The 22,406-nt window shown below is 73.5% G+C and carries 22 protein-coding genes and 1 tRNA gene; 10 read left to right on the forward strand and 13 right to left on the reverse strand.

The features are described 5' to 3' along the window. Positions 1 to 8: 8 nt before the first annotated feature. Both AB0424_RS19115 and AB0424_RS19120 read right to left on the reverse strand, forming a co-directional pair. Positions 9 to 779 carry a LuxR C-terminal-related transcriptional regulator gene (locus AB0424_RS19115; RefSeq protein ID WP_366306861.1) on the reverse strand — a complete coding sequence of 257 codons (771 nt, stop codon included), beginning with the start codon at positions 777 to 779 and terminating at the stop codon, positions 9 to 11. A gap of 158 nt (positions 780 to 937) precedes the next feature. Next, positions 938 to 1,882, reverse strand: a complete 945-nt coding sequence (locus AB0424_RS19120; RefSeq protein ID WP_366306863.1) for a ScbA/BarX family gamma-butyrolactone biosynthesis protein — start codon at positions 1,880 to 1,882, stop codon at positions 938 to 940. 526 nt (positions 1,883 to 2,408) lie between these two features. On the opposite strand from AB0424_RS19120, the gene AB0424_RS19125 reads away from it, so the two are divergent. Further along, positions 2,409 to 3,014 carry a helix-turn-helix domain-containing protein gene (locus AB0424_RS19125; RefSeq protein ID WP_366306865.1) on the forward strand — a complete coding sequence of 202 codons (606 nt, stop codon included), beginning with the start codon at positions 2,409 to 2,411 and terminating at the stop codon, positions 3,012 to 3,014. An 82-nt stretch (positions 3,015 to 3,096) separates the two neighbouring features. After that, positions 3,097 to 3,708 (forward strand): ScbR family autoregulator-binding transcription factor, encoded by a 612-nt coding sequence (locus AB0424_RS19130; RefSeq protein WP_366306867.1) that lies wholly within the window; start codon positions 3,097 to 3,099, stop codon positions 3,706 to 3,708. A gap of 136 nt (positions 3,709 to 3,844) precedes the next feature. On the opposite strand, the gene AB0424_RS19135 is transcribed toward AB0424_RS19130, so the two are convergent. Further along, positions 3,845 to 3,918, reverse strand: a tRNA-Pro gene (locus AB0424_RS19135). A gap of 579 nt (positions 3,919 to 4,497) precedes the next feature. Here AB0424_RS19135 and AB0424_RS19140 point away from each other — a divergent pair. Next, positions 4,498 to 5,706, forward strand: coding sequence for an acyl-CoA dehydrogenase family protein (locus AB0424_RS19140; RefSeq protein WP_366306869.1), 1,209 nt, complete (start codon positions 4,498 to 4,500; stop codon positions 5,704 to 5,706). Between the two features lie 80 nt (positions 5,707 to 5,786). Here AB0424_RS19140 and AB0424_RS19145 read toward each other — a convergent pair whose 3' ends face one another. The 6 genes from AB0424_RS19145 to AB0424_RS19170 all read right to left on the reverse strand — a co-directional run bounded on the left by AB0424_RS19145 (position 5,787) and on the right by AB0424_RS19170 (position 11,501). Further along, positions 5,787 to 6,359, reverse strand: coding sequence for a GAF domain-containing protein (locus AB0424_RS19145; protein WP_366306871.1), 573 nt, complete (start codon positions 6,357 to 6,359; stop codon positions 5,787 to 5,789). Next, complete coding sequence (locus tag AB0424_RS19150; protein ID WP_366306873.1) at positions 6,356 to 6,979, reverse strand: ATP/GTP-binding protein; 624 nt, start codon at positions 6,977 to 6,979, stop codon at positions 6,356 to 6,358. Before AB0424_RS19150 ends, AB0424_RS19145 begins: the two co-directional genes overlap by 4 nt. Continuing rightward, positions 6,957 to 7,328, reverse strand: a complete 372-nt coding sequence (locus AB0424_RS19155; protein ID WP_366306875.1) for a DUF742 domain-containing protein — start codon at positions 7,326 to 7,328, stop codon at positions 6,957 to 6,959. Before AB0424_RS19155 ends, AB0424_RS19150 begins: the two co-directional genes overlap by 23 nt. 2 nt (positions 7,329 to 7,330) lie before the next feature. Further along, complete coding sequence (locus tag AB0424_RS19160) at positions 7,331 to 7,765, reverse strand: roadblock/LC7 domain-containing protein (protein WP_366306877.1); 435 nt, start codon at positions 7,763 to 7,765, stop codon at positions 7,331 to 7,333. 7 nt (positions 7,766 to 7,772) lie between these two features. Then, complete coding sequence (locus AB0424_RS19165) at positions 7,773 to 9,722, reverse strand: ATP-binding protein (RefSeq protein WP_366306879.1); 1,950 nt, start codon at positions 9,720 to 9,722, stop codon at positions 7,773 to 7,775. Positions 9,723 to 10,301: 579 nt separating this feature from the next. Beyond that, entirely contained in the window at positions 10,302 to 11,501 is a 1,200-nt protein-coding gene (locus AB0424_RS19170; RefSeq protein WP_366306881.1) for an MBL fold metallo-hydrolase, read from the reverse strand. 131 nt (positions 11,502 to 11,632) lie between these two features. Here AB0424_RS19170 and AB0424_RS19175 point away from each other — a divergent pair, with 131 nt between their 5' ends. Both AB0424_RS19175 and AB0424_RS19180 read left to right on the forward strand, forming a co-directional pair. Next, entirely contained in the window at positions 11,633 to 12,811 is a 1,179-nt protein-coding gene (locus AB0424_RS19175) for a Glu/Leu/Phe/Val dehydrogenase dimerization domain-containing protein (protein ID WP_366306883.1), read from the forward strand. Between the two features lie 64 nt (positions 12,812 to 12,875). Then, complete coding sequence (locus AB0424_RS19180; protein WP_366306885.1) at positions 12,876 to 13,514, forward strand: TetR/AcrR family transcriptional regulator; 639 nt, start codon at positions 12,876 to 12,878, stop codon at positions 13,512 to 13,514. Between the two features lie 73 nt (positions 13,515 to 13,587). Here AB0424_RS19180 and AB0424_RS19185 read toward each other — a convergent pair whose 3' ends face one another. The 3 genes from AB0424_RS19185 to AB0424_RS19195 form a co-directional block, all read right to left on the reverse strand. After that, positions 13,588 to 14,355: an SIMPL domain-containing protein gene (locus tag AB0424_RS19185; protein WP_366306887.1), complete on the reverse strand. Its 768-nt coding sequence runs from the start codon at positions 14,353 to 14,355 to the stop codon at positions 13,588 to 13,590. A 141-nt stretch (positions 14,356 to 14,496) separates the two neighbouring features. After that, positions 14,497 to 15,540, reverse strand: a complete 1,044-nt coding sequence (locus AB0424_RS19190) for a DUF6745 domain-containing protein (protein ID WP_366306889.1) — start codon at positions 15,538 to 15,540, stop codon at positions 14,497 to 14,499. Positions 15,541 to 15,580: 40 nt separating this feature from the next. Further along, positions 15,581 to 15,907: a hypothetical protein gene (locus tag AB0424_RS19195; RefSeq protein WP_366306890.1), complete on the reverse strand. Its 327-nt coding sequence runs from the start codon at positions 15,905 to 15,907 to the stop codon at positions 15,581 to 15,583. Between the two features lie 211 nt (positions 15,908 to 16,118). Here AB0424_RS19195 and AB0424_RS19200 point away from each other — a divergent pair, with 211 nt between their 5' ends. The 5 genes from AB0424_RS19200 to AB0424_RS19220 all read left to right on the forward strand — a co-directional run bounded on the left by AB0424_RS19200 (position 16,119) and on the right by AB0424_RS19220 (position 21,405). Continuing rightward, a complete protein-coding gene (locus tag AB0424_RS19200) occupies positions 16,119 to 17,078 on the forward strand; it encodes an STM4015 family protein (RefSeq protein ID WP_366306892.1) in 960 nt (319 codons plus the stop codon). Then, on the forward strand, positions 17,075 to 18,295 hold the full coding sequence (locus tag AB0424_RS19205; RefSeq protein ID WP_366306894.1) for an STM4014 family protein: 1,221 nt from the start codon (positions 17,075 to 17,077) through the stop codon (positions 18,293 to 18,295). The genes AB0424_RS19200 and AB0424_RS19205 overlap by 4 nt, the downstream gene beginning before the upstream one ends. 11 nt (positions 18,296 to 18,306) lie before the next feature. Beyond that, positions 18,307 to 19,128 (forward strand): STM4013/SEN3800 family hydrolase, encoded by an 822-nt coding sequence (locus AB0424_RS19210; protein ID WP_366307266.1) that lies wholly within the window; start codon positions 18,307 to 18,309, stop codon positions 19,126 to 19,128. Next, the gene (locus tag AB0424_RS19215) at positions 19,125 to 20,462 is read left to right on the forward strand and encodes an STM4012 family radical SAM protein (RefSeq protein ID WP_366306896.1); all 1,338 of its coding nucleotides are present in this window, start codon (positions 19,125 to 19,127) and stop codon (positions 20,460 to 20,462) included. Before AB0424_RS19210 ends, AB0424_RS19215 begins: the two co-directional genes overlap by 4 nt. Before the next feature lie 64 nt (positions 20,463 to 20,526). Further along, on the forward strand, positions 20,527 to 21,405 hold the full coding sequence (locus AB0424_RS19220) for an STM4011 family radical SAM protein (protein ID WP_366306898.1): 879 nt from the start codon (positions 20,527 to 20,529) through the stop codon (positions 21,403 to 21,405). Here AB0424_RS19220 and AB0424_RS19225 read toward each other — a convergent pair. Then, positions 21,392 to 22,186 carry an SGNH/GDSL hydrolase family protein gene (locus AB0424_RS19225; protein WP_366306900.1) on the reverse strand — a complete coding sequence of 265 codons (795 nt, stop codon included), beginning with the start codon at positions 22,184 to 22,186 and terminating at the stop codon, positions 21,392 to 21,394. The genes AB0424_RS19220 and AB0424_RS19225 overlap by 14 nt on opposite strands. Positions 22,187 to 22,406: the final 220 nt, after the last annotated feature.

Raw genomic sequence — 22,406 nt, forward strand, 5'->3', positions numbered from 1 at the left:
GCCGGGCCTCAGATCCAGTGGCGCCGGGCCGCTTCCGCTCCCGCCTGGAAGCGGCTCTGCGCTCCCATCCGCAGCATCACGCCCGCGATGACGCGCCTGAGGGTGCGCACGGACAGGCCGGTCCGCCGGGAGATCCCCTCGTCGGTGAGGCCCTCGGCCAGCAACCGCAGGGCCTCGCGCTCGCGTGGCGTGAGGCCGAGGGCGTCCTCGACCGCGTCCTGCGAGGCCATCGCGACGCCGTCGAACCGGGCGTTCAGCCGCCAGGTCGCGTCGAACAGCGCCCTGTAGGCGGCGACCAGGGTCCTGCCCCGCAGCAGCGTGCAGTGCCACGTCCCGAGGTCCGGCGTCATCGGCAGGACCGCGAGGTCGTCGTCGAGCACGATCATCGGTCCCCCGGACCGGGACATGGTGCGCATCAGGGCCCCGGTGTCCGCGATCCTCCGGACGTGCTCGGGGAGGCGGTCGCGGTCCTCCCCCTCCGCCTGGAGGAGGACGCGCACGCGCGTGCCGCGCGCGACGGCGAACCCGCTGAGGGCCCGCGCCTGTTCGCACACCCGGGGATCGCCGAGGAGTTCGGGGGAGAGCATCAGGCACAGCTCGCCGACGCGCGAACGCCGCAGGGCGTCCATGACGAGGGCCAGGCTGTCGGACCAGCTCGCCGGCCGCACCGCGGGCGGTTCCGCCGGGATGTCGCGGGTCCGCGGTCCGGGCACGGTCCCCGGCCCGGGCCGCGCACGCCCGCCGTGGCGCCGCTGAGCCGTCCGCTCCGTCTCCTGCATGGTTTCTTCCCCCTGGTCGATGTGGCTCGTCTTCGGCGGACGCCTCCCGCGTCCGGTCCGCGCGGGAGAGCGGCGCCCCTGGACCCTCGACGGGTTCCCGGGCGCGATCGGCGGATCCGGCCGCCCCGCGCCGGGTCCGGTCCGCCGTGGACGCCGGGTCAGTAGCTCCGCGCGAAGTGGTCGACGGCGGGCGCGCGGTGGGCGGTGACGACGGCCGTGAACGCGACCGCTCCGTCCTGGACCGCCGTGACACGCGTCGACACCTCGCCGGAGGCACTCTCGGAGAGCACCTCGGCCTCGATGACGCACACCCGGTCGAACTCGACGTACTTGTCGAAGACGCTGTCCATCCCGGTGATCCGTGCCGTGGCCGGATGGGCGACGGCCTGGGCGGCCTGGCGCGCCGCCTCCACGAGGAGCATGCCGGGCACGTGGTCGGTCTCGTGGTCGAAGAGGACGGGGTGCCGTCCGTCCATCCTCAGGAGGAAGCGGTGCGGGGCTCCGCCCGGCGCCAGGACGACGTCCCGGGGACGGTCCCGTCCGACGTGCTCGGCGGGAACGGGGGCGGGCAGCGAGACGGGCGGCAGGGTCGAGCTGAGGAGCTTCCGGTAGGGGTCCCGCAGCCGGGCGATGACGGAGGGGGAATGGCTGGTGAAGCGCGTCGTCGCGCTGCCCAACGGCACCCCGTCGCGCAGGAGTTCGGCGGTGAGAACCATGGCCACGGGCCGGCCGCCGCGGCTCACGACGTCGCGGCACCGGACGGCCAGGTGTATCTCGGGCGGGGCCGTCGTCGCCCGCAGCGCCTCGTGCTCGACGGACCAGGTGAGGTGGTCCCAGATCTGACGGTGGTCGTCCGGTGCCCCGTAGCCGAGGTGACTGAGTAAGGGGATGCACTGGCGGACCGTCTCGACGACGAGGAGCGGGTCGTGCCACCCCGCCACGACGTCGTAGAAGCTGTGGGACCGGGGCCACTGCGCGGTGACGGTGAACGTGTCGTCGCCCGTGCGCTCGTAGCCGGTGAGGAGGACCTCGCTGACGGCGGACTTGTGGACCAACTGCCGTGACACGGCGGTCACTCCGGCGGTGGGGAGGGTGTGGGGCATGTGCAGTACTCCGAACCTCACGAGCAGATGCCTGCATTCGATCGAGAGCACGAACGTCGTCGTCCGTAGAGCCGCAAGCCCTGCGGCCCAAGAAAGATAAAGGACGATTGTTTTTTTTGTCGACCTCATTTGACGCGTCCCTGAGGCCGCCACCCGAGAGAATCAGGATCCGGTCACAGCCACGCGTCCGGCGGGTAACGAACACCTGACGAGGTGGATTCCCCCTGTTCAAGCCAACCCTCGCCCATCGGTCGTACGATCGTCCGGAAGCGACACACCGGCCCGCCCGTGAGGAGCGTCACAGAACTCCGGGGCACCCCGGGGGACGTAAACAAGGCGATCGCTCTGTAAGTTGCGGCCAGATCGAGCCGAGAGCGCCGACCCCTCCGCCAGGACGGCGGGTTTCTTTGTAGAGTCTTTACTTCCGGTGACTCCGGTACGGGCCCTGGTGCCGCGGCCCGCGCGCGACGTCATCGACCCCCTGGTGGAGCGGTTGCGAACCGGCGAGCAGACAAGGGCCAGAGCCATGACACAAGAGCGCGCCGCGCGCACACGAGCGGCCCTGATCCGGGCCGCCGCCATCGAGTTCGACCGTCACGGGTACGCGGCGACCTCGCTGAGCCGGATCTCGAGGACCGCCGGCCTCTCGACGGGCGCGCTCACCTTCCACTTCGAGAACAAGGACGACCTCGCCGACGCCGTCGTCCACCGCGCCCGCCAACTCATCGGCGTCACACCGGAGGAGGCGCCGCGCGCGGAGCCGGGGCGTGAGCCCCTGGCCCAGCTCGGCGACCTGGTGTCCGACCTGATGCACAGCATCCGCGAGTCCGTCGAGGTCCGCTGCTCCATCCGTCTCGAACTCGACCGGCCGGACGCCGAGACGACGTGGTCGGCCCCATGGTTCGGCGCCGTCCGGCGACTGGCCCGGCAGGCGTACCTGAGCGGCGGTCTGCCCGACCGGCTCCGCCCCGAGGAGGTGGAGATGCTCGTGACCCTGTTCGTCTACGGAGCGGGCTGCTGGCCCCGGGTGCCCCGGGCGCGTGCGCTGGAGGTGCCCCAGGAGGAATGCTCCCGGCTGTGGGACACCCTCTGGGAGGGGGTCCGGCGCCCGCTCGACCCCCATGCGGGCTGATGGTGTGAACAGACGTAAAATACAGATCGATCGTTTTTCGAAGGGACGGACCACGATGTCCAAATTGCGCCAGGAGCGTGCCGTGAGGACGCGTGAGACCGTCCTGCGAGCGGCCGCCGAAGTCTTCGACGAGTGCGGGTACCACGCCGCCAGCATCCGGACGATCATGGAAAGAGCGCAGGTCACTCAGGGTGGGATGTACTTCCACTTCAAGTCGAAGCGGGAGATCGCCGAGGCGGTCGTGGCGGCCCAGCAGAGCTTCGTCGAGCTGCCCAAGGGCCCGGACGGGCTGCAGCGCCTCATCGACACCAGCTATCACCTCGCCCAGGAACTCCAGAACAACGTCCTGTTTCGCGCGAGCGTCCGGCTGGCCGTCGAGCAGCAGGAGTTCGGCGGCCGCGACGCCACGGCGTACGAGGAGTGGGCGGAGCACTTCCACCGCCAGCTGATGGCCGCGCGCACCCGCAACGAGCTGCGTTTCGGCGTCGACGAACGGGAGTTCGCGACCATCCTGATGGCCTCGTACTCCGGCGTGCAGCTCTACTCCCACATCTCCACGGGTCGGCGCGACCTCTTGGAGCAGGTCGCGGCCCTGTGGCGGTACTTCCTGCCGGCGGTCGCCCGTGAGGAGGTCATCACCCGCCTGCGCGTCACCCCGCCGGTCTCCGGCGGGGCGAAGCACCTCGTGGGCTAGCGGAGACCCGCGCGGGGCCCTCGTCCGAGAGCGCCGACGCGGCGCCCCGGCCGTGGCCCCTCACTCCTCCCGGAAACGGTCGAGGGGCCGTTTCAGATCTCTCTGAAACGGCCCCTCGAACCACGACTCTTTCGAGTCGGGACGACAGGATTTGAACCTGCGACCCCTTGACCCCCAGTCAAGTGCGCTACCAAGCTGCGCCACGTCCCGATGCCCGTCTGACCTGGGGTTTCCCCTGGCCGAACGCGCATGAGAACAATACCGCACTTTCGTGGGTGGTCACGAACGCCTTTCGCGGCACACGGGAGGGGCGCACATGGGAGCCGGATGCTCACTCTCCGTGATGCGCCGGGGCGCCTGGCGATGCGCCTGCGCGCCCCCCGGGCAGGGCCGAGAAGGGCGTCACGGAGCTCCGGTGGGCCCGCCACCTGGGCAGGAGACGGGGCGGAAGAGATCCGGAATGCCGCCTCTCTGGTGAAGAAGGGGTGCATGTGGTGAAGCGAAGGGGCTCGGGGCCATATGCCCACGACTTCGATGCCGTTGGCATGTGGCAGAAAGATGCCCACGGGGAAGGGACCCGGGATCGGACCGAGCAGGCCGAGAGCACGCGAAACACAGTCGGAAACAATCGTCAACCATTCCGGTTTCGGCCAAAAATCGTGGCGATATTGCTCCACCCCGGAAAGATCAACACCATGAAGTGGTCGGCCTGTTCGGGACGGGACCACTGCCGATGTACCACCTGCCCGGTCAACCCCACCGGTCAGGCGTTTCGCGGGAGGGACTCGGATGGACAGCTACTTCAGCAGCCGACTGCATCATCAGCTCAGGAAGACGGTCCGCGACTTCGCTGAGCGTGAGGTTCGGCCACGAATAGCCGAGATGGAGGAGTCCCGGACCGTCCACCACGAACTGTCCCGGCGCATCGCCGAGCAGGGCTGGCTGGGCGCGACGATCAGCCAGGAGTACGGCGGCATGGGCGCCGGCCATCTGGCCAAGACGATCATCATCGAGGAGCTCTCCCGGGTCAGCGGCGCCATGGGTGCCATGGTCCAGGCGTCCCAGCTGGGAACGGCGAAGATCGTCCACTTCGGCAGCGACGAGCAGCGCAAGACCTGGCTGCCCGCCGTCGCCTCCGGCGAGTGCCTGCCGACCATCGCGGTCACCGAGCCCGAGTCGGGTGGCCATGTCCTCGGCATGAGCGCCAGCGCGGTGCGGGACGGCGACGACTACATCCTGAACGGCAGCAAGGTCTACGTCGGCAACAGCCACGTGGGCGATCTGCACGGCGTCGTGGTCCGGACCGGTCCCGGATCGAAGGGACTCACCGCTTTCCTGGTCGAATCCGATCGCCCGGGGTTCAGGACCGGTCCGCAGAAGCCGGCGATGGGCCTGCACGGCTTCAGCTTCGGCGAGCTGATCTTCGAGAACTGCCGGGTTCCGGCCTCCCACCGCCTCGGCGACGAGGGCGACGGCCTCGCCGTCGCGTACTCCTCCAGCGTGCTGTACGGGCGGGCCAACCTCACCGCCGTCTCGCTCGGCATCCACCAGGCGATCCTGGAGGAGACCACCCGGTTCGCCTCCGAGCGCATCCGCTACGGCAAGCCGCTCCACGACCTGCCGACGGTCAAGCTGAAGCTCGGCCAGATGCAGTCCCGGCTGATGACCGCCCGGCTCGCCGCCTACCACGCGGTGCACCTGCTCGACCAGGGCCTGTCCTGCGACGCCGAGCTGATGAACGCCAAGCTCGTCAACGTGGAGTCGGCCGTGGACTCCGGCCGCAACGCCATGGAGATCCACGCCGCGGCGGGCCTCTTCACCGACCGGGCCATCGAGCGGTACCTCCGGGACGCGCACCACATCTTCGCCCCGGCGGGCACCTCCGACATCCAGCTCCTGCGGCTGGCCGAGGTCGCCCTCGGCCAGGACAAGGGCAGCTGGTCCGAGCGCCTCTCCGAGCTGGTCCGCACACCGGACCTGGAGCCGGTGCACGCCTGACGCGCCCACCCCTCACGACACCGGAGCCCCGGTGCGGCGATCGCCGCACCGGGGCTCCGGTGTGTGTCCCGCGGGGACGGTCAGAACATGCTGTCCTCGCGCCGGTTGATCTGCTCCATCAGTTCGGCGGCCATCCCCTTGATCGTCTCCAGACCGGCGCGCCCCCACGGCCGGACGTCGGTGTCGACCACGCAGATGGTGCCCAGCGCGACGCCGGTACGGTCGATGAGCGGCGCCCCCATGTAGGAGCGGATGCCGATCTCGTCCACGACCGGGTTCCCCGCGAAGCGCGGGTAGTCGCAGACGTCCTCCAGGACGAGCGCCTTGCGACGGACCACCACGTGCGGGCAGTAGCCGTGGTCACGGGCCATGAAGCGGCCGACGCCACCCGCGCCCGCGGCGGCCGCGCCGAGGTCGCTGCCCGAGTGGGTGCCCTCGGGGGTGTGCAGCCCGGCGAAGAACTGCCGGTTCTCGTCGATGAAGTTGACCATCGAGAACGGTGCGCCGGTCACCTCCGCGAGCCGGTGGGCGAACTCGTCGAACGCCGGGTCCGGCCGCTCACCGAGCCCGAGTTCGCGCAGCCGCTGGACACGGGCCGGCGCCTCCTTGTCGATGGGGGTCAGCAGGAGGTGACCCGTCGGGTCGTACGTCATGGCGTGGCTCCGTAGCTCGGCACGGTGTCCGGGATGGTGGTGAGGAGGTGCTGCACGAGGGTGAGCAGGGTGCGGATGCCGGAGCTGGAGATCCGGGCGTCGGTGAGGACGACCGGCACGTCCGGCTTGAGGTCGAGGGCGGCCCGTACCTCGTTCGGTTCGTAGCGGTAGGCGCCGTCGAACTCGTTGACCGCGACGACGAAGCGGATGCCCCGCCGCTCGAAGAAGTCCACGGCGGAGAAGCACTCCTGGAGCCGGCGGGTGTCGGCGAGGACGACCGCTCCGAGGGCGCCCTCGGACAGCTCGTCCCACATGAACCAGAAGCGCTCCTGGCCCGGCGTGCCGAACAGGTAGAGCACGTGCCGGTCGTCCAGCGTGATGCGGCCGAAGTCCATGGCGACGGTGGTCGTGGTCTTGGACTCCACGCCCTCCAGGCTGTCCGTGGCGGCGCTGACCGAGGTCAGCAGCTCCTCGGTGCTCAGCGGTTCGATCTCGCTGACCGCGCCCACGAGGGTCGTCTTGCCCACGCCGAATCCGCCCGCCACCAGGATCTTGAGCGCGGTGGGGAAGGGGTCGGCCGCGGAGCCGTCATGACGCTCAGAGCCGTTGTCGTAGGCCATCGAGCACTGCCTCCAGCAAGGAACGGTCGGTTGAGTAGGCGTGGAACCGGGGGGCCCTGGCGGTGAGCGCCCCGCAGTCCACGAGATCGGAGAGGAGGACCTTGGTGACCACGGCCGGGAGCCGTAAGTGCGCCGCGATCTCGGCCACCGAGGTGGGCCCGTCGCACAGCCCGAGGGCCAGGTTGTGCTCGGGCCCCATGTGCGTCTGCGGTGACGAACCGGTCGCCATCACCATCGACAGCAGGTCGAGCGCTGTGGTCGGCTTGGTCCGGCCACCGCTGACGGTGTACGGACGGATCAGCCGGCCGGCGGCGTCGTCGAGCCAGGGCCCTTCCTGAGCGGATGTCACGTTCACTGTCCCAGGCCACCGACCATGCCTGCGGCCTGCCGGGCGGGGGTGACCAGGTACGGCCGGACGCTCTTGACGAGCATCGCCATCTCGTACCCGAGGACGGCGGCGTCCGCCTCGCGCCCGGCGAGGACCGCCAGGCACGTGCCGGAGCCCGCGGTGGAGACGAACAGGAGGGTGGAGTCGAGCTCCACGACCACCTGCCGGACCTCGCCGCCGTCACCGAACCGGGCGCCGGCGCTGCGCCCGAGCGAGTACAGCCCGGAGGCGAGCGCCGCCATGTGGTCGGCTGCGTCGGGGTCGAGGCCGTGCACGGACTTCACGAGGCCGTCGGAGGAGAGCAGAACGGCGTTGCGGGTGTACGGGACCCGCTGGACCAGTCCGCTCAGCAGCCAGTCGAGGTCCGAGGAATGGCCGGTCGGCACATTGCTCGCCATGGTGCATCTACTCCTTGTGCGCGTCGCCTGGACGCAGCGCTTCTTGGGGGGCGGGCTGGGACTCGGCGAGGCCGATTCCACGCTGGAACGCGGCCATCAGACCGGGGTCGTGCAGGGCGTGCTCCTCGGTCCTGCGGGCCACGGGTTCGTCGCGCAGCTGCGGGACGAGGTGCTCCTGGGCGCGCCGCTTGGGGAGCAGCGGGCGTCCGTTCTCCTCGGCACGGGGAGCCGGGGGGAGCGGTGAGACCAGGGAGGCGGGCGGTGCCGTGTGGTCGGCGCCGCCCGGCTGACCCGATATCGCGGGGGCGTGCTCGAAGCCCGCATACCCGTTCGACTGCGGATGCGTACGGGGGTACACGTGCGAGCCGGAGTCGGGAGCCTCCTCGGGGCGGGCGGCGGCCCGCTCCGGGAAGGGGGCGGACGGCGGTACGGGGGCGGCGGGGGCCGTCCCGTACGCGGCGGCCGGCGCCGGGGCGTGCACCGGGGCGGGCGCCGCCGCGGGGCTCGGCAGGGGGGCCGTCAAGGGGTTCTGCACCGGGGCCGGGGCCGTCGTGGGGCGCGGCACCGGGGCCGGGGCCGGGGCCGGCGGGGCGGCGGCCGGCGGCGGGGAGACCGGGGCGGGCTGCGGCTGCAGCTGCACCTGGCCGGGCGGGATCGCGGACGATCCGGGGGTCGCGGCGGTCTGGCGCTCGTGCTGCGCCAGCCCCTCGGGGTCGGCGCCGAGCAGGCCCTGCGGGAGGACGAGGACGGCCTGGACGCCGCCGTAGATGTTGGACTGGAGGCGGACGGCGATGCCGTGCCTCCGGGCCAGTGCGGAGACGACGAAGAGCCCGATGCGCCCGTCCTGGAGGAGGTGGGCGACGTTGACCTGGTCGGGGTCGGCGAGCAGGGCGTTCATCTTGTTCTGCTCGGTGACGGGCATGCCGAGGCCGCGGTCCTCGACCTCGATCGCGAGGCCGGCCGTGACGTACTGGGCGCGGAGCAGCACCGTGGTGTGCGGCGCGGAGAAGAGCGTCGCGTTCTCGACGAGTTCGGCGAGGAGGTGGATGACGTCGGCCACGGCATGGCCCCGGAGCGTACCGTCGATCGGGGGGACCAGCTTCACGCGCGGGTACTGCTCGACCTCGGCGATGGAGGAGCGCAGCACCTCGGTCATGGTGACCGGATTCGACCACTGGCGGCGGGAGATGGCGCCACCGAGCACGGCGAGGTTCTCGGCGTGCCGGCGGATGCGGGTGGCCAGGTGGTCGACGTGGAACAGACCCTTGAGCAGCTCCGGGTCCTCGACCTCGTTCTCCAGTTCGTCGAGGAGCTGGATCTCGCGGTGGACCAGGGACTGCAGGCGCCGGGCGAGGTTGACGAAGACCTCGACCTTCTGTTCGTTGCCGACGCTGCTGGAGAGCCGGGACGCCTGGACGACGGCGGCGACGGCGGCCTCGTGGGACCGGTTCAGCTCCTGCGACAGGAGGTCGAATTCGTCACCTGTGACGGTGCCGGTCGGCAGGGCGGGCCGGGGCGGGATGCCCTCGCCCTTGCGCAACTGTTCGACGACGGTCCGCAGTTCGCTCTGGCCGCGGGCACTGGAGCGGCGCAGGGCGTTGCAGCGGTCGAGAACGGCCTTGGCGGCCCGGTCGGCGCCCAGCGCCGCGGCCGTCACGGAGGCGACCGTGAGGGCCGCCGCTCCCGTGAGGGCGGCCCAGAGGCCGGGGGTGGGGCTGGCTCCGGTGGAGCGGATGGTGAAGAGGACGGCCGCCGCGCCGCCCAGTGCCACCGCGACGGCGGGGAGCACGGAGGTGCGCAGGAGTTGGGGGCGTATGCGGGCTTCCGTCGACAGCGGTGCGGCGGGCGGGGCCGGCGGGGTACTGCCGCTGCCGGAGGCGGAGCGGGCGCCTGACCGGCCGTGCCGCCCGCCCTCGCGTCGGTCGGACCGCGAGGCGGGTGCGCGAAGTTGAGACATGAGTGTCCTTGGTACGTGCCCGGGAATCGGCGTACTGCGGGAGTGTTCTGCGGGGTCTTCGGGGGGTGGTCTACGTGGGGGGTGCGATGAGCCTACCGATGATCATCAACCACACACTGTAGTCGTCAACCGTTCATGTGCGGTGCGCAGTTGGCAAACTTACCCGTAGTCCGACCCCGTCTGGTATCACCCCTCGCACGACAGGCCGAGAAGCATTGGCCGAAACGCGCTGACGTACCGTCCGCGCCGCCCCCTGAGCAGGAACGGAAGGAGGCGGAGGCGTGAACTCGCCCCCGCCCTCTGCGGAAATCGTTCCTGAACGGAATGCCCCCGAGGAGGCCACGGACCGTCAGGTCCGCACTCCCCCACCCCGTCCGCGCTCCCTCCCACTCCCCCCATGCGCCACTCACGCCCCGGCGTCCGGCCCCCCGGCCGCCGTCCGCGCCCCCTCCGCCCTGCCCTCCTCCGCGACCGGAGGGTGACCGTCGGTGATCCCCTCCCCCCGGAAAACGCCTCGTCCCACACCGCGGGAGATCACGATGTGGGACGGGAGGGACCGGCTCGGGCCGGGCGGGTGCGTCAGCGTTCGCCGGCGAGGTCGAGGTCGTCCGCGTGGTCGCCGGTCGGGGCGGGGGCGGGGCGGGGGCGGCGCCACGGGCGGGGGCCCGGGTGGGAGACGGCCCGCCACCAGGATTCGCCGGGGAGTTTGCCGGCGGGTTCGAAGGGCTCGCCGGGCAGGGGGAGGGCGACGGCCTGGCCGGCCTCGTCCGCGGCGTCCTTCGTCCACTCGCCGGGCTCGGCCCAGGGGTGCGGCGCGAGGTTGAAGGTGCCCCAGTGGATGGGCAGCAGGACGCCGCCGGGCCCGCCGCCCTGGAGGTCGAGGTGGGCGCGCATGCCCTCGGCGGGGGTCATGTGGATGTCGGTCCAGAACTCGGAGTAGGCACCGATCTGGATCATGGTGACATCGAAGGGGCCGTGGGCGGCCCCGATGGTCTCGAAGCCGGAGAAGTAGCCGGTGTCGCCGCTGTGGAAGATCCGGTGGCCGGGCCCCGCGACGACCCAGGAGGCCCAGAGCGTCATCTGCCGGTTGCGCAGGCCGCGGCCGCAGAAGTGGCGGGCCGGGGTGGCCGTGAGGGTCAGGTCGCCGATCTCGGTGGACTCGTTCCAGTCCAGCTCGCGCAGGCGGGAGGCGGGCACGCCCCAGCGCTCCAGGTGCGCGCCGACTCCCAGCGGCACCGCGAAGACGGTGTCGGTGGTGGCGAGGGCCTTGATCGTCGGCAGGTCGAGGTGGTCGTAGTGGTCGTGCGAGATCACCACGACGTCGACCGGGCCGAGCGCGGCGAGCGGGAGGGGCACCGGGTGGAGCCGCTTGGGGCCGGCGAAGGGGAAGGGGGAGCAGCGGTCGCCCCAGACGGGGTCGAAGAGGACCCGGCGGCCGTCGATCTCCGCGAGGACGCCGGAGTGCCCCATCCAGGTGATGCGCAGCCCGGTGGCCGGGGGTTTGGCCAGGTCCGCCAGGGTGGTCGGATGGACGGGGATCGTGCCGGTGGGGGCGCGGCGCGTCCGTCCTTCCTTGTCGAAGTAGATCTTGGCGAGGTCGACGGTGGAGCCGGAGGGGCCGCGTCGGGCGGGTTCGGGGTTCTGGAAGATCCCGTCCGCGAAGTTCGGCGAGCCCTGGATGCGGGCGAGGCGCGCTCCCGTGGGATCCGCGCCGAAGGACTCGGGGCGGAGCGCGCGCAGCCGGGCGCGCGGCGAGCGGTCGGAGCCGGTACCGGTCACAGGGCCTCCTGGTCTCTGGGGGTCGTTCCATTATGGGCGGCCCGCGCCGCGAACGGCCGGGGCGGTCGTTCATACTGAACCATCGTTCAGTAAGGCCGTCCGGCCGTCCGTCCCTCCCGAGGAGCCGCGCGATGCGTACCGACCCCCTGCTCTCCGTCGCCTGGACCGACCACGTCACCGGCCGCCGGGGCCATCTGGTCGTGGACCGGCTGGTCCGCGGCGTGGCCAGCGGCGGCCTGCGCATGCGAGAGGGCTGCACCGCCGAGGAGGTGGCCGGGCTGGCCCGCGGGATGACGATGAAGGAGGCCCTGCACTACGACCCCTCGGCCCGGTACGTGCCGCTGGGCGGCGCGAAGGGCGGCATCGACTGCGATCCCCGCTCCCCGCAGGCGTACGGCGTCCTGGTCCGCTACCTGCGCGCCATGCGGCCCTACGTGGAGCGGTTCTGGACGACCGGGGAGGACCTGGGCCTCACCCAGGAGCTGGTGGACCGGGCCGTGGCGGAGGCGGGTCTGGAGTCCTCGGTGCAGGCCGTGTACCCGCTCCTGGAGGACGAGGCGGCGGCCCGGAAGCGGCTCGCCGACGCGTTCGCGATCGAGGTCGACGGCATCGGCCTCGACGAGCTGGTCGGCGGGCTGGGGGTGGCCGAGTCCGTGCTCGTGGCCCTCGACCGGGCCGGCCGGGAGTACGCCGGGACCCGGGTCTCGCTCCAGGGGCTCGGCACCATGGGCGGGGCGACCGCCCGCTTCCTGGCCCGGGCCGGGCTGCGGGTGGTCGCCGTCGCCGACGTCCGGGGCACGATGGCGAACCCCGACGGGCTCGACGTGGAGGCGCTGCTGGCCGCCCGTGACGCCCACGGCGCCGTCGACCGCTCGGCGCTGCGGCCCGGGGACCGGGAGGAGCCGGCGGACGCCTGGCTGTCGGCGGAGGCCGAGGTGCTCGTCCCGGCGGCCGTCTCGTACGCGGTCGACGCCGGGAACCAGGCGCGGATCACGGCCCGCTGGATCGCGGAGGCGGCCAACATGCCGGTGCTCCCCGAGGCGGAGGAGGCGCTGGCCGAGCGCGGGGTGACCGTGCTGCCGGACGTGGTGGTGAACTCGTGCACCAACGCCTGGTGGTGGTGGACGCTCTTCGGCGACATCGAGGCCGATGCCGAACAGGCGTTCGATCGCGTGCGCGCGGCCATGCGCACACTGGTGGGCGGGATGCTGGACCGGGCCGAGGCCGACGGTACGAGCCCGCGCGCCGCGGCGCACGCGCTGGTGGCGGAGCGGCTGCCGGTGATCGCCGAACGCTACGGCTGGTACTGAGACGGCCACGCGCGGACACGGAAGTCGATCATGGCCGCGACCTGCGCTGTGTAGGCTGCCCGACGTGGCGAGAGTGCGGTTGAACGTGGCGGAGCGGCGGGACGAGCTGCTGCGTGCCGCGGTCGAACAGATCGAGGCGCGCGGGGTCGCGGCCGTCCGGATCTCCGACGTCGCCACCGCGCTCGGCGTCAGCAACGCCCTGGTGCTCTACCACTTCTCCACCAAGGAGAAGCTGGTCGCGGCAGCCTTCGCGCATGCCGCCGAGGCCGACCTCGCCCACCTGCGCAGGCTCCTCGGCCGCCGCGCCCCGGCGGTCCGGCGGCTCCGTGCCGCGGTCCGCTGGTACGCGCCCACCGGCCAGGCCAAGGGCTGGCGGCTGTGGATCGAGGGCTGGGCGGCCTCGCTGCGCGACCCCGGGCTGCGCCGGGTCGCCACCTCGCTCGACCAGGAGTGGAAGGCGGCGCTGACGCGGGTGATCGCCGAGGGGACCGCCGCCGGCGAGTTCGACTGCCCCGACCCGGCGGCCGCCGCCTGGCGCCTCACGGCCTTCCTCGACGGCCTCGCCGTGCAGACCACCGCCTACGCCGGCTCCCTCTCCCGCACCGCCATGCTCCGGTGGGCGGACGCCGCCCTCGCACGGGAACTGGGACTGCCGGACGAGCCGGCCGCCCCCGCCCCGGCGCCCGGACCCGCGCCCCGCTGACCGGCCCGGGCACGAGCGTGCGCCCGACCGGCTCGGGCGCGGGCGTGCGCCCCGTCCACCGCCCCGCGCCTCGTCAGAGGAGCTCGTACACCGCCGAGACCGTGACCTGCTCCTCGATCTCGCCGGGGGCCAGCGGCACGCTCGGCTCGTCCGCGGCGAGGGCGGGCGCCGCGCCGGCACCGGGCCGCACGGACTCGCCCTCGGTGAGCGAGACCAGCCGGCCGAGCCGGTGCCCGCTGAGCCGGGCGTGCTGGGACGCCTTGTCGTACGCGTCCTGGTAGGCGGCCTCCCGCGCCTTGACCCGCAGCGACGTCGGGTCGGCGACGTCGAAGACGACGCCGTTGATCCGGCCCGAGTCCCCCGTCGCGCCGTTGACCGCGCCGATGACCTGACCCGTCCGGTCGATCACGCGGACCTTCACCGAGAAGTTCTGTCCGGCCTGGTAGGCGGTCACCTTGCTCTCGCCCGCCGCGTTCTGCGTGTAGACCGGGGACAGGGAGAGGCTGTCGGTACGGATGTCCCGGTCGGCGATCTCCTGGCGGCGCAGCACGTCGAGGAGGGCCTCGGCGGCCGTGCTCTGCGCGGCCATCGCCTCGTTGGCCGTCTTCCGGCTGGCCTCGACGCCGACGGAGAGGATCGCCAGGTCCGGCGCCGCGGACGCGCGGCCCTGCCCGGCGACGGTGACCGTCGCGGGCGCGGGCTCCTGGGCGGCGGGGGCGGACGTCCGCGCGGGCGCCGCGGCCAGGGCGGGCGCCGCGGTGCCGGCGAGGAGGCCGCCGAGCACGGCGGTGGCGGCGAGCAGACGGGCGGTGCGGGCGGCGCTGGGCCGGCGGATCGTCACGGGCGGTCCTTTCGGGAGGGGTGGCCGGGGCTCCGGCGGGCACATCCCAGCACCCGGCGGCGCGGGCTCCCGCGCGCCACTCCTGACCGGCGCCTCCCTTCACCTCTCCGTACCAGCCGGGGCGCTCGCGGCGGGCTCCGCTCAGGTCTGCACGAGCGGCTTGTACGCCTCGGGGCGCAGCCCGAAGGTCCAGGCGACGCCCTCCCTCGCGGTGCGCGTCGTGGGCGGCACCCGCAGCCAGTACGTGCGGTGGCTGCCGTCCGGCTCGGGCGTGGAGTTGACGACCTCGACCATCACGACGTCCTCGTCGTCGGGCAACTCGATCCGCCACAGGACGCCGGTCTCGTCGCGGTGCTGGTGCCGGGCCCCCGAGGCGGCGAGGTAGCGGTCGTAGCCGTGGTGCTCCAGCATCACGCGGCGCAGTTCGGCGTTCTCCTCGTCCCGTATCCGCTCGGGGGTGAGGTCCACGAGGCCGGCGAGGAATCCGGCGGTCACCTGCATCCCCCGCCAGGCGTGCAGGGCGAAGCCGTCGGGGAAGGCGAGCGCGGGGCCGTCCCCGCGGTCGAGCCGGCCCGCCTCGTCCCGGTGCAGCTCGACCGGCCGCTCGCAGAGGACGGCGACGTCCTCGTAGGGCCACCACCAGCCGGCGTGCGCGGCCACGGCGGCGAGGCCCGCCAGACGGTCGCCGTGACCGTCGAAGGCGGCGAGCCAGGCGGCGTCGTGCTGGCCGAGCACGGCGTCGAGCAGCAGCAGCCGCACGGCGGTCCCGGTGGCCGACGCGGTGGCCTCCGGGTCCGCGGAGACCGCGTCCGGGTCCGTCAGGGCCTGCGTCACCCCGGCCCGTATCCGGTCGGCGAGGGCGCGGGTGGGGTCCCACAGGGCGGCCCCGGTCCGCTGCCAGTGGTCGGCCCAGCCGGCCGGGCCCAGCACGTCGTGGACGCGGCGGCGCTCGGCCGCCCACGGGCGGGTGCGCACCTCGTCCCGCACCGAGCGGCCCCGGTCGGTCAGGTCCGGCAGGAGCGTGACGGCCGCGAGCGGCGAGTCGGCCCACAGGATCCGGCGCGGCGCGGCGAGTCCCGCGGAGCGGTAGGCGAGCAGGACGCCGGCCTCCGCGGCGGCGCGGTCGGCCGGGCCGGTGGCCGCGGCGACGGCCCGCCACCGGTCCCGCGCGGTGGTGTCGTTCATGTCGGTCTCCCCCACGTCTGTCGTTGCGGTCCGGCGGACGTCAGTCCGCGATGATCCGGTACGCGCCGGGCACGTACTCCCGCTGGCGCACCACCCGGTACCAGCCCCGTGGCAGCGGGATCGGCGCGTGCTCCTCGTGCACCACCCGGCCGCCCTCGGGCAGTTCGAGCAGGAACGGGCCGAACGGGCCCTGCTCCCGCACGAGGCGGCCGGGTCCGGGGACGGCGTGGGCGTGGCCGGTGACCTCGCCGAGGGCGAGGACCAGCCGGCCCCGGCCGTCCCTGGGCTCCCCCGCCGCGGTCCTGGCCCGTGCCGGGACGGCCCCCTCGTCGACGGGCGCGATCAGCACGTCTCCCTGCCGGTACATGGCTCTCCCCCTCGTCGTCCGGCACGGTCGGCCGGACACGGTGACGACGCTAGGGGGAGGCACTGACAACGGTCCTTCGGCGGGTCGGGGGGCACGGCCTCCACCGGTCCCCGGCCCGGTCGGGGCGACCCGGTCACGGGCGTTGTCGGTGGGGCTTGGTAGAACTCTCTCCGTCAGCCGACCCCTCTCGTCCGTTGTCTGGAGCACCGTCATGACCGTTGGCCACTACCTGCAGGAATTCCACGGCCTGCCCGTGTTCGACTTCCCGGGCGCCGACGCGCGGGTCGAGCTGCCCGACGCCGACCGGGTGGCCTGGCGGATCTCCGCGCCGACGTACTCCGATCCCGGGGACGAGCTGTGGGACGCGCGGTTCGCGCGGTTCCTGAGGACGGTCGACACCGGGCGGGTGCGCGCGCTGGTCGTGGGCGGCTGGGACGAGGCGTACGAGAACTCGTCGGCGGACATCGTGACCGCCCTGATCGGCGCCAACAACCGCCTGACGGGGCTGGCGGCGGTGTTCCTCGGGGACATGACGGGTGAGGACTGCGAGATCTCCTGGATCATCCAGTCCGACGTGACGCCGCTGCTCGCCGCCTATCCGGAGCTGCGCGAGCTCGGTGTGCGCGGGGGCTCCTCGCTGGTCTTCCCGCCGGTCCGGCACACCGGTCTGGAGACCCTGGTGGTGGAGACCGGCGGGCTCGGCGCCGAGGTGGTCCGCGGCATCGTGGGCAGTGACCTGCCCGCCCTGGAGAACCTGGAACTCTGGCTCGGCACCGACGAGTACGGCGGCGACAGCACCCCGGAGGACCTGGCGCCGCTGCTCGCCGGCACGGCCTTCCCGGCCCTGCGCCGTCTGGGCCTGCGCAACAGCGTCGTGCAGGACGCCGTCGCGTCCGCCGTCGCGGGCGCGCCCGTCGTCGCGCGGATCGAGCGGCTCGACCTCTCCATGGGGGTGCTCACCGACGAGGGCGCGGCCGCGCTCCTCGACGGCCAGCCGCTGACGCACCTCGGCCACCTCGACCTGTCCCACCACTACCTCTCCGAGGCGATGCAGGAGCGGGTCCGCGCCGCGCTCGTCCCGCACGGCGTGACCGTCGACCTCGACGACGCCCAGGAGCCGGAGGACGACGGGGACGGCGAGGTCTACCGGTACGTCGCGGTCGCCGAATGACCGTCCTCCCGCGTCCCTCCGTCACCGGGTGGCGCCCGGTGGTCGTCGGCGATCCCGCGGGCCGCCGCGTCGCGTTCCTCCAGGACGCGCTGCGGGCCGCCGGGCTGCCGGGGGCGCGGGTGGTGTCCTGGCCCGAGGTGCTGCGGGGCGAGGCCCGGTTCGCCGCCGGCGAGACCGTACGGCTGGACTCGCCCGGCGAGGACCCGGTGGCCGACCGGCTGCTGCGGGGCGTCGACGATCCGGCCCGGGTCGAGGGCAGCGGCCTCTGGTACGCGCGGTTCACGGCCGCCGTGGCGGGCCTCGCCCGCACGGTCGCGGAGTCGGGGGCGGCCCTGGTCGACGACCCCGGCGAGCTGTCCCTCCTCTTCGACAAGCGGCTGGGCCACGAGCGGCTGCGGGCCGCCGGGGTGCCGGTGCCCGTGTCGCCGACGTCCGGGGCCGCCGCCCCCGTCGTACGCGGCTGGGCGGACGTCCGGGAGCTGACCGGGCGGCCCGGCCTGCGCCGGGTGTTCGTGAAGCTCGCGCACGGCTCCTCGGCCTCGGGGGTGCTGGCGGTGGAGACGAACGGGGCGGGCCGGTTCCAGGCCACCACGTCGGTGGAGCGCGGGCCGGGCGGACGGCTCTTCAACTCCCTGCGGGTACGCCGCTACACGGGCGAGTCGGAGATCGCCCCGATCGTGGACGCCCTCGCTCCCGACGGCCTGCACGTCGAGAGGTGGCTGCCGAAGGCCACCCAGGAAGGCCGGGCCGCCGACCTGCGGGTGGTGGTGATCGACGGCCGCGCCACCCACGCCGTGCTGCGCACCAGCCGCTCCCCCATGACCAATCTGCACCTGGGCGGCGCCCGGGGCGACCTGGCGGCCGCCCGGGCCGCGATCACCGCCGCCGGCGGGCGCTGGGAGGAGGCGCTCGGCGTCTGCGAGCGGGCGGCCGCCGCCTTCCCCGGCACCCGCTGCGTGGGCGTCGACCTGCTGCCCGCGGCGGGCTGGCGGCGCTTCGCCGTGGGCGAGGTCAACGCCTTCGGCGATCTGCTGCCCGGCCTCACGGGCCTGCCCGGCAGCGGCGCCGAGGGCCTCGACACGTACGGGGCGCAGGTCGCGGCCGGATTCCCCGGCCCCCGCGCCGCCGGTCCGACCCACGCCGCCGCGGGCGCCGCTCCGCCCGGGGCGGGACGCCCGCCGCACGAGAACCGCACCACAGGAACGAGCACCACGTGAACCAGCCCGACATGAACGCGATCGTCGGCAGCCACGACCTGCTCCTGGTCACCCTCGACACGCTCCGGTACGACGTGGCCGTCGAGCTGCTGGCCGAGGGCCGTCTCCCCCACTTGGCCCGGCATCTGCCCGGCGGTGTCTGGGAGCGCCGGCACGCGCCCGGGAGCTTCACCTACGCCTCGCACCAGGCGATGTTCGCCGGGTTCCTCCCGACCCCGGCCGCCCCGGGGCCGCACCCGCGCCTGTTCGCGGCCCGGTTCGCGGGGAGCGAGACGACCGCCGGCGGCACCTTCGTGCACGACACCCCCGACCTGGTGTCCGCGCTCGCCGCCGAGGGCTACCGGACGGTGTGCGTCGGCGGGGTGGGCTTCTTCAACAAGCAGCCGCCGCTGGGCACGGTGCTGCCCGGCCTGTTCCAGGAGAGCCACTGGGAGCCCTCCTTCGGCGTCGCCTCGCCGACCTCGTTCGAGTCCCAGGTCGAGCGCGCCGAGGAGGTGGTGGCCGGTCTCCCCCGCGAGCGGCCGCTCTTCCTCTTCGTCAACGTCTCGGCGCTGCACCAGCCCAACTGGTTCCACACGCCCGGGGCGACCCGCGAGGCCGGCGACTCGTGGGAGACGCACGCCGCGGCCCTGGAGTACGTCGACCGGCACATCGGCCGGCTCTTCGCCGCCATGAGCAGCCGCCGGCCCTGCTTCGCCGTCGTCTGCTCCGACCACGGCACCGCGTACGGCGAGGACGGCCACACCGGCCACCGGATCGGCCACGAGGTCGTGTGGACCGTGCCGTACGCGCAGTTCGTCCTGCCGGGACCCGACCGGGAGGCCGCCGCGTGAACACCCCCGTCCCCCGCCCCTACGGCAGCTACGTCTACGCCTACCCGCACAAGACCGCGTACCGCCCGCTCCCCGGCCGGCCGGCCCTCCGGAGCCTGTGGGCGGACCAGCCCAAGGACGCCCTCTCCCTCTACGCGCACATACCGTTCTGCGAGGTCCGCTGCGGCTTCTGCAACCTCTTCACCCGCGTCGGCGCCCCGGACGAGCTGACGACCCGCTATCTGGACGCGCTCGACCGCCAGGCCGCGGCCGTGCGCGAGGCGCTGGGCGACGACGGCCCGGTGCGGTTCGCCACGGCGGCCTTCGGCGGCGGCACGCCCACCTTCCTCACCGCCGGGGAGCTGGAGCGGCTCTGCGACATCGCGGAGAAGCGGATGGGCGCGGACCTGAAGGCGGTGCCGCTCTCGGTGGAGACCTCGCCCTCGACCGCGACGGCCGACCGGCTCTCCCTCCTCGCCGAGCGGGGCGCGACCCGGCTCAGCATCGGCGTGCAGAGCTTCGTGGAGGCCGAGGCGCGGGCCGCGGTCCGGCCGCAGCGGCGTTCCGACGTGGAGGCGGCGCTCGGCCGGATCCGCGACACCGGCGTCCCCGTGCTGAACATCGACCTGATCTACGGCATCGACGGCCAGACCGAGCGGTCCTGGCGGGTCTCGCTGGACGCCGCGCTGGCCTGGCGGCCGGAGGAGCTGTACCTCTACCCGCTGTACGTCCGGCCGCTCACCGGCCTCGGCCGGCTCCAGGACCCGGCCGCCGCCGACCGCGCGTGGGACGAGCAGCGGCTCCGTCTCTACCGGTACGGCCGGGACCACCTCCTCGCGCACGGCTACACCCAGGTGTCGATGCGGATGTTCCGCCGCGCGGACGCCGCCCCGCTCGGACCGGACGACCACGCCTGCCAGACGGACGGGATGATCGGCCTGGGCTGCGGGGCGCGCTCGTACACCTCGACGCTCCACTACTCCTTCGACTACGCCGTCGACATGCGGGAGATCCGGACGCTGATCGACGCCTACACGGAGACCGGGGACTTCGCGCACGCCGAGGTGGGCCGCGCGGTGGACGGGGACGAGGCCCGGCGGCGCCATCTGCTGCAGTCGCTGCTCCAGGCGGAGGGCATGCCGGTCGCCGGGTACGAGGAGCGGTTCGGCGCGTCGCCGTTCGCGGACTTCCCGGTGGAACTGGCGCGGTTCGAGGCGTTCGGCTGGCTGGACGGGGACGCCCCCGCGGGACTCCTGAGGCTGTCGCCGGAGGGCCTGGCCCACTCGGACGGGCTGGGCCCCGAGCTGTTCTCCTCCGGTGTGCGGGCCGCGATGGCCGCGTACGAGCCGAAGTAGCGGGGCGGCCGTGGACCTGACACCGCCCTCCGCGTCGGCCCCGGGCCCGGGGCCGGACCCCGGCATGGACCTCACCGTGCTCTACCGGGGTCCGCTCTCCTCCTGCGACTTCGACTGCCCCTACTGCCCCTTCGCCAAGCGGCGCGACAGCCCCGAGCTGCTGCGCGCGGACCGGGCGGCGCTGGAGAGGTTCACCGGCTGGGCCGCGGGGCAGGCCGGCGACCGGCTGCGGATCCTCTTCACCCCCTGGGGCGAGGGGCTGGTGCGCTCCTGGTACCGGCGGGCGCTGGTCGAGCTGTCCCGGCTGCCGCACGTCGAGCGGGTGGCGATCCAGACCAATCTGAGCTGCCGCACCGACTGGCTGGCGGAGGCGGACCCCGCACGCGTCGCGCTCTGGTGCACGTACCACCCGGGTCAGACGCCGTACGAGCGCTTCCTCGGGAAGTGCCGCGATCTGGCCGACCGGGGCGTCCGGTTCAGTGTCGGCGTGGTCGGCCTCCCCGAGCACCTGGAGCACGCCCGCCGGCTGCGCGCCGCGCTGCCGTCGCACGTCTACCTCTGGGTGAACGCGGCCGAGGGACACACCTACGCCGACGCGGAGGCGGACGCGTGGACGGCGCTCGACCCGCTCTTCCCCTACAGCAGGCATCCGCACCGCTCGGCGGGGCTGCCCTGTCGCACGGGCGAGTCGGTGATCTCCGTGGACGGCGAGGGGACGGTGCGGCGCTGCCACTTCGTCAGGGCCGAGCTGGGGAACCTGTACGACGGCTCGTACCGCGCCGCGCTGCGCCCCCGCGCCTGCCCCCTCGCCGTCTGCGACTGCCACATCGGCTACGTCCACCTGGAGACGCTGCCGCTGTACGACGTGTTCGCCGGCGGGGTGCTGGAGCGGATCCCCGCCGTCCCGCCCCCGCCGGTCCCGCCCGGACCTACAGCGGCATGAGGTCGGGGCGCTTGGCCTCGACGTGGTCGCCCGAGCTCTCGCCGCGCAGCCGGCGTCCGATCCACGGCACGAGGTACTCCTTCGCCCAGTGGATGTCGTCCCGGCGCACCTCCAGCGGGCCGCGCGGCGGGACCGGCGGCCATGCCTGGTCCGGGTCGGCGGGCACCGGCATGCCGAGGACCTGGGCGGCGCGCAGGGCGACCCGGGTGTGGCCGTCGGGCGAGAGGTGCAGCCGGTCGTCGTCCCAGGCCCGCCGGTCCTGGACGGACTTGAGCGACCACAGGTCGAGGACCGGGCAGCCGTAGCGGTCGGCGATCGCCCTGACGTGCCCGTTGTAGGTGGCGATCTTGCCCCGCAGGTGCTTGAGGAGGATCACGTCGCGGGTGTCGAAGCCGGTGGTCACCATGACGGTGCCGACGGCGGAGGTCAGGTCGGCGACGGCGCGCTCGAAGCGCTCGGCCACGTCGTCGGGGTCCGTGCCGGGGCGGATGATGTCGTTGCCGCCGGCGCAGAAGGTCACCAGGTCGGGGGCGAGTTCCTTCGCCCGGGGGACCTGTTCCGCCACGATCTGGTCGAGGAGGCGTCCGCGTACGGCCAGGTTGGCATAGCGGAAGTCGTCGTGCTCCGGCAGCTGGTCGGCGAGCAGCACCGCGAAGCGGTCCGCCCAGCCGACGTACGTCCCGTCGGGCCCGGGGTCTCCGACGCCCTCGGTGAAGCTGTCACCGATCGCCGCGTACGACCCGAATGCGTTCTTGTCTCTTGATCTCGAATCGTCTGCCACGGGAGCACATTTTTCCCCTTCGGGTGTGACCTACGCGACCGTAAGGAGGGGTTGACGGCGGGTGACATATGCCACCGATAAAGACTTTCCCAAGCCGGAATACGGCGGCGGGGGGGGGCGGGGGGGGCGCGCCCCCCCCGGGGGGGGGGGGGCGGGGGGGGGCGGCGGGGGGGGGCGGGGGGCGGGCGGGGGGGCGGGCGGGGGGGGGGGGGGGGGGGTG

The sequence above is a fragment of the Streptomyces sp. NPDC051180 genome (assembly GCF_040689545.1).
Lineage (GTDB): Bacteria > Actinomycetota > Actinomycetes > Streptomycetales > Streptomycetaceae > Streptomyces.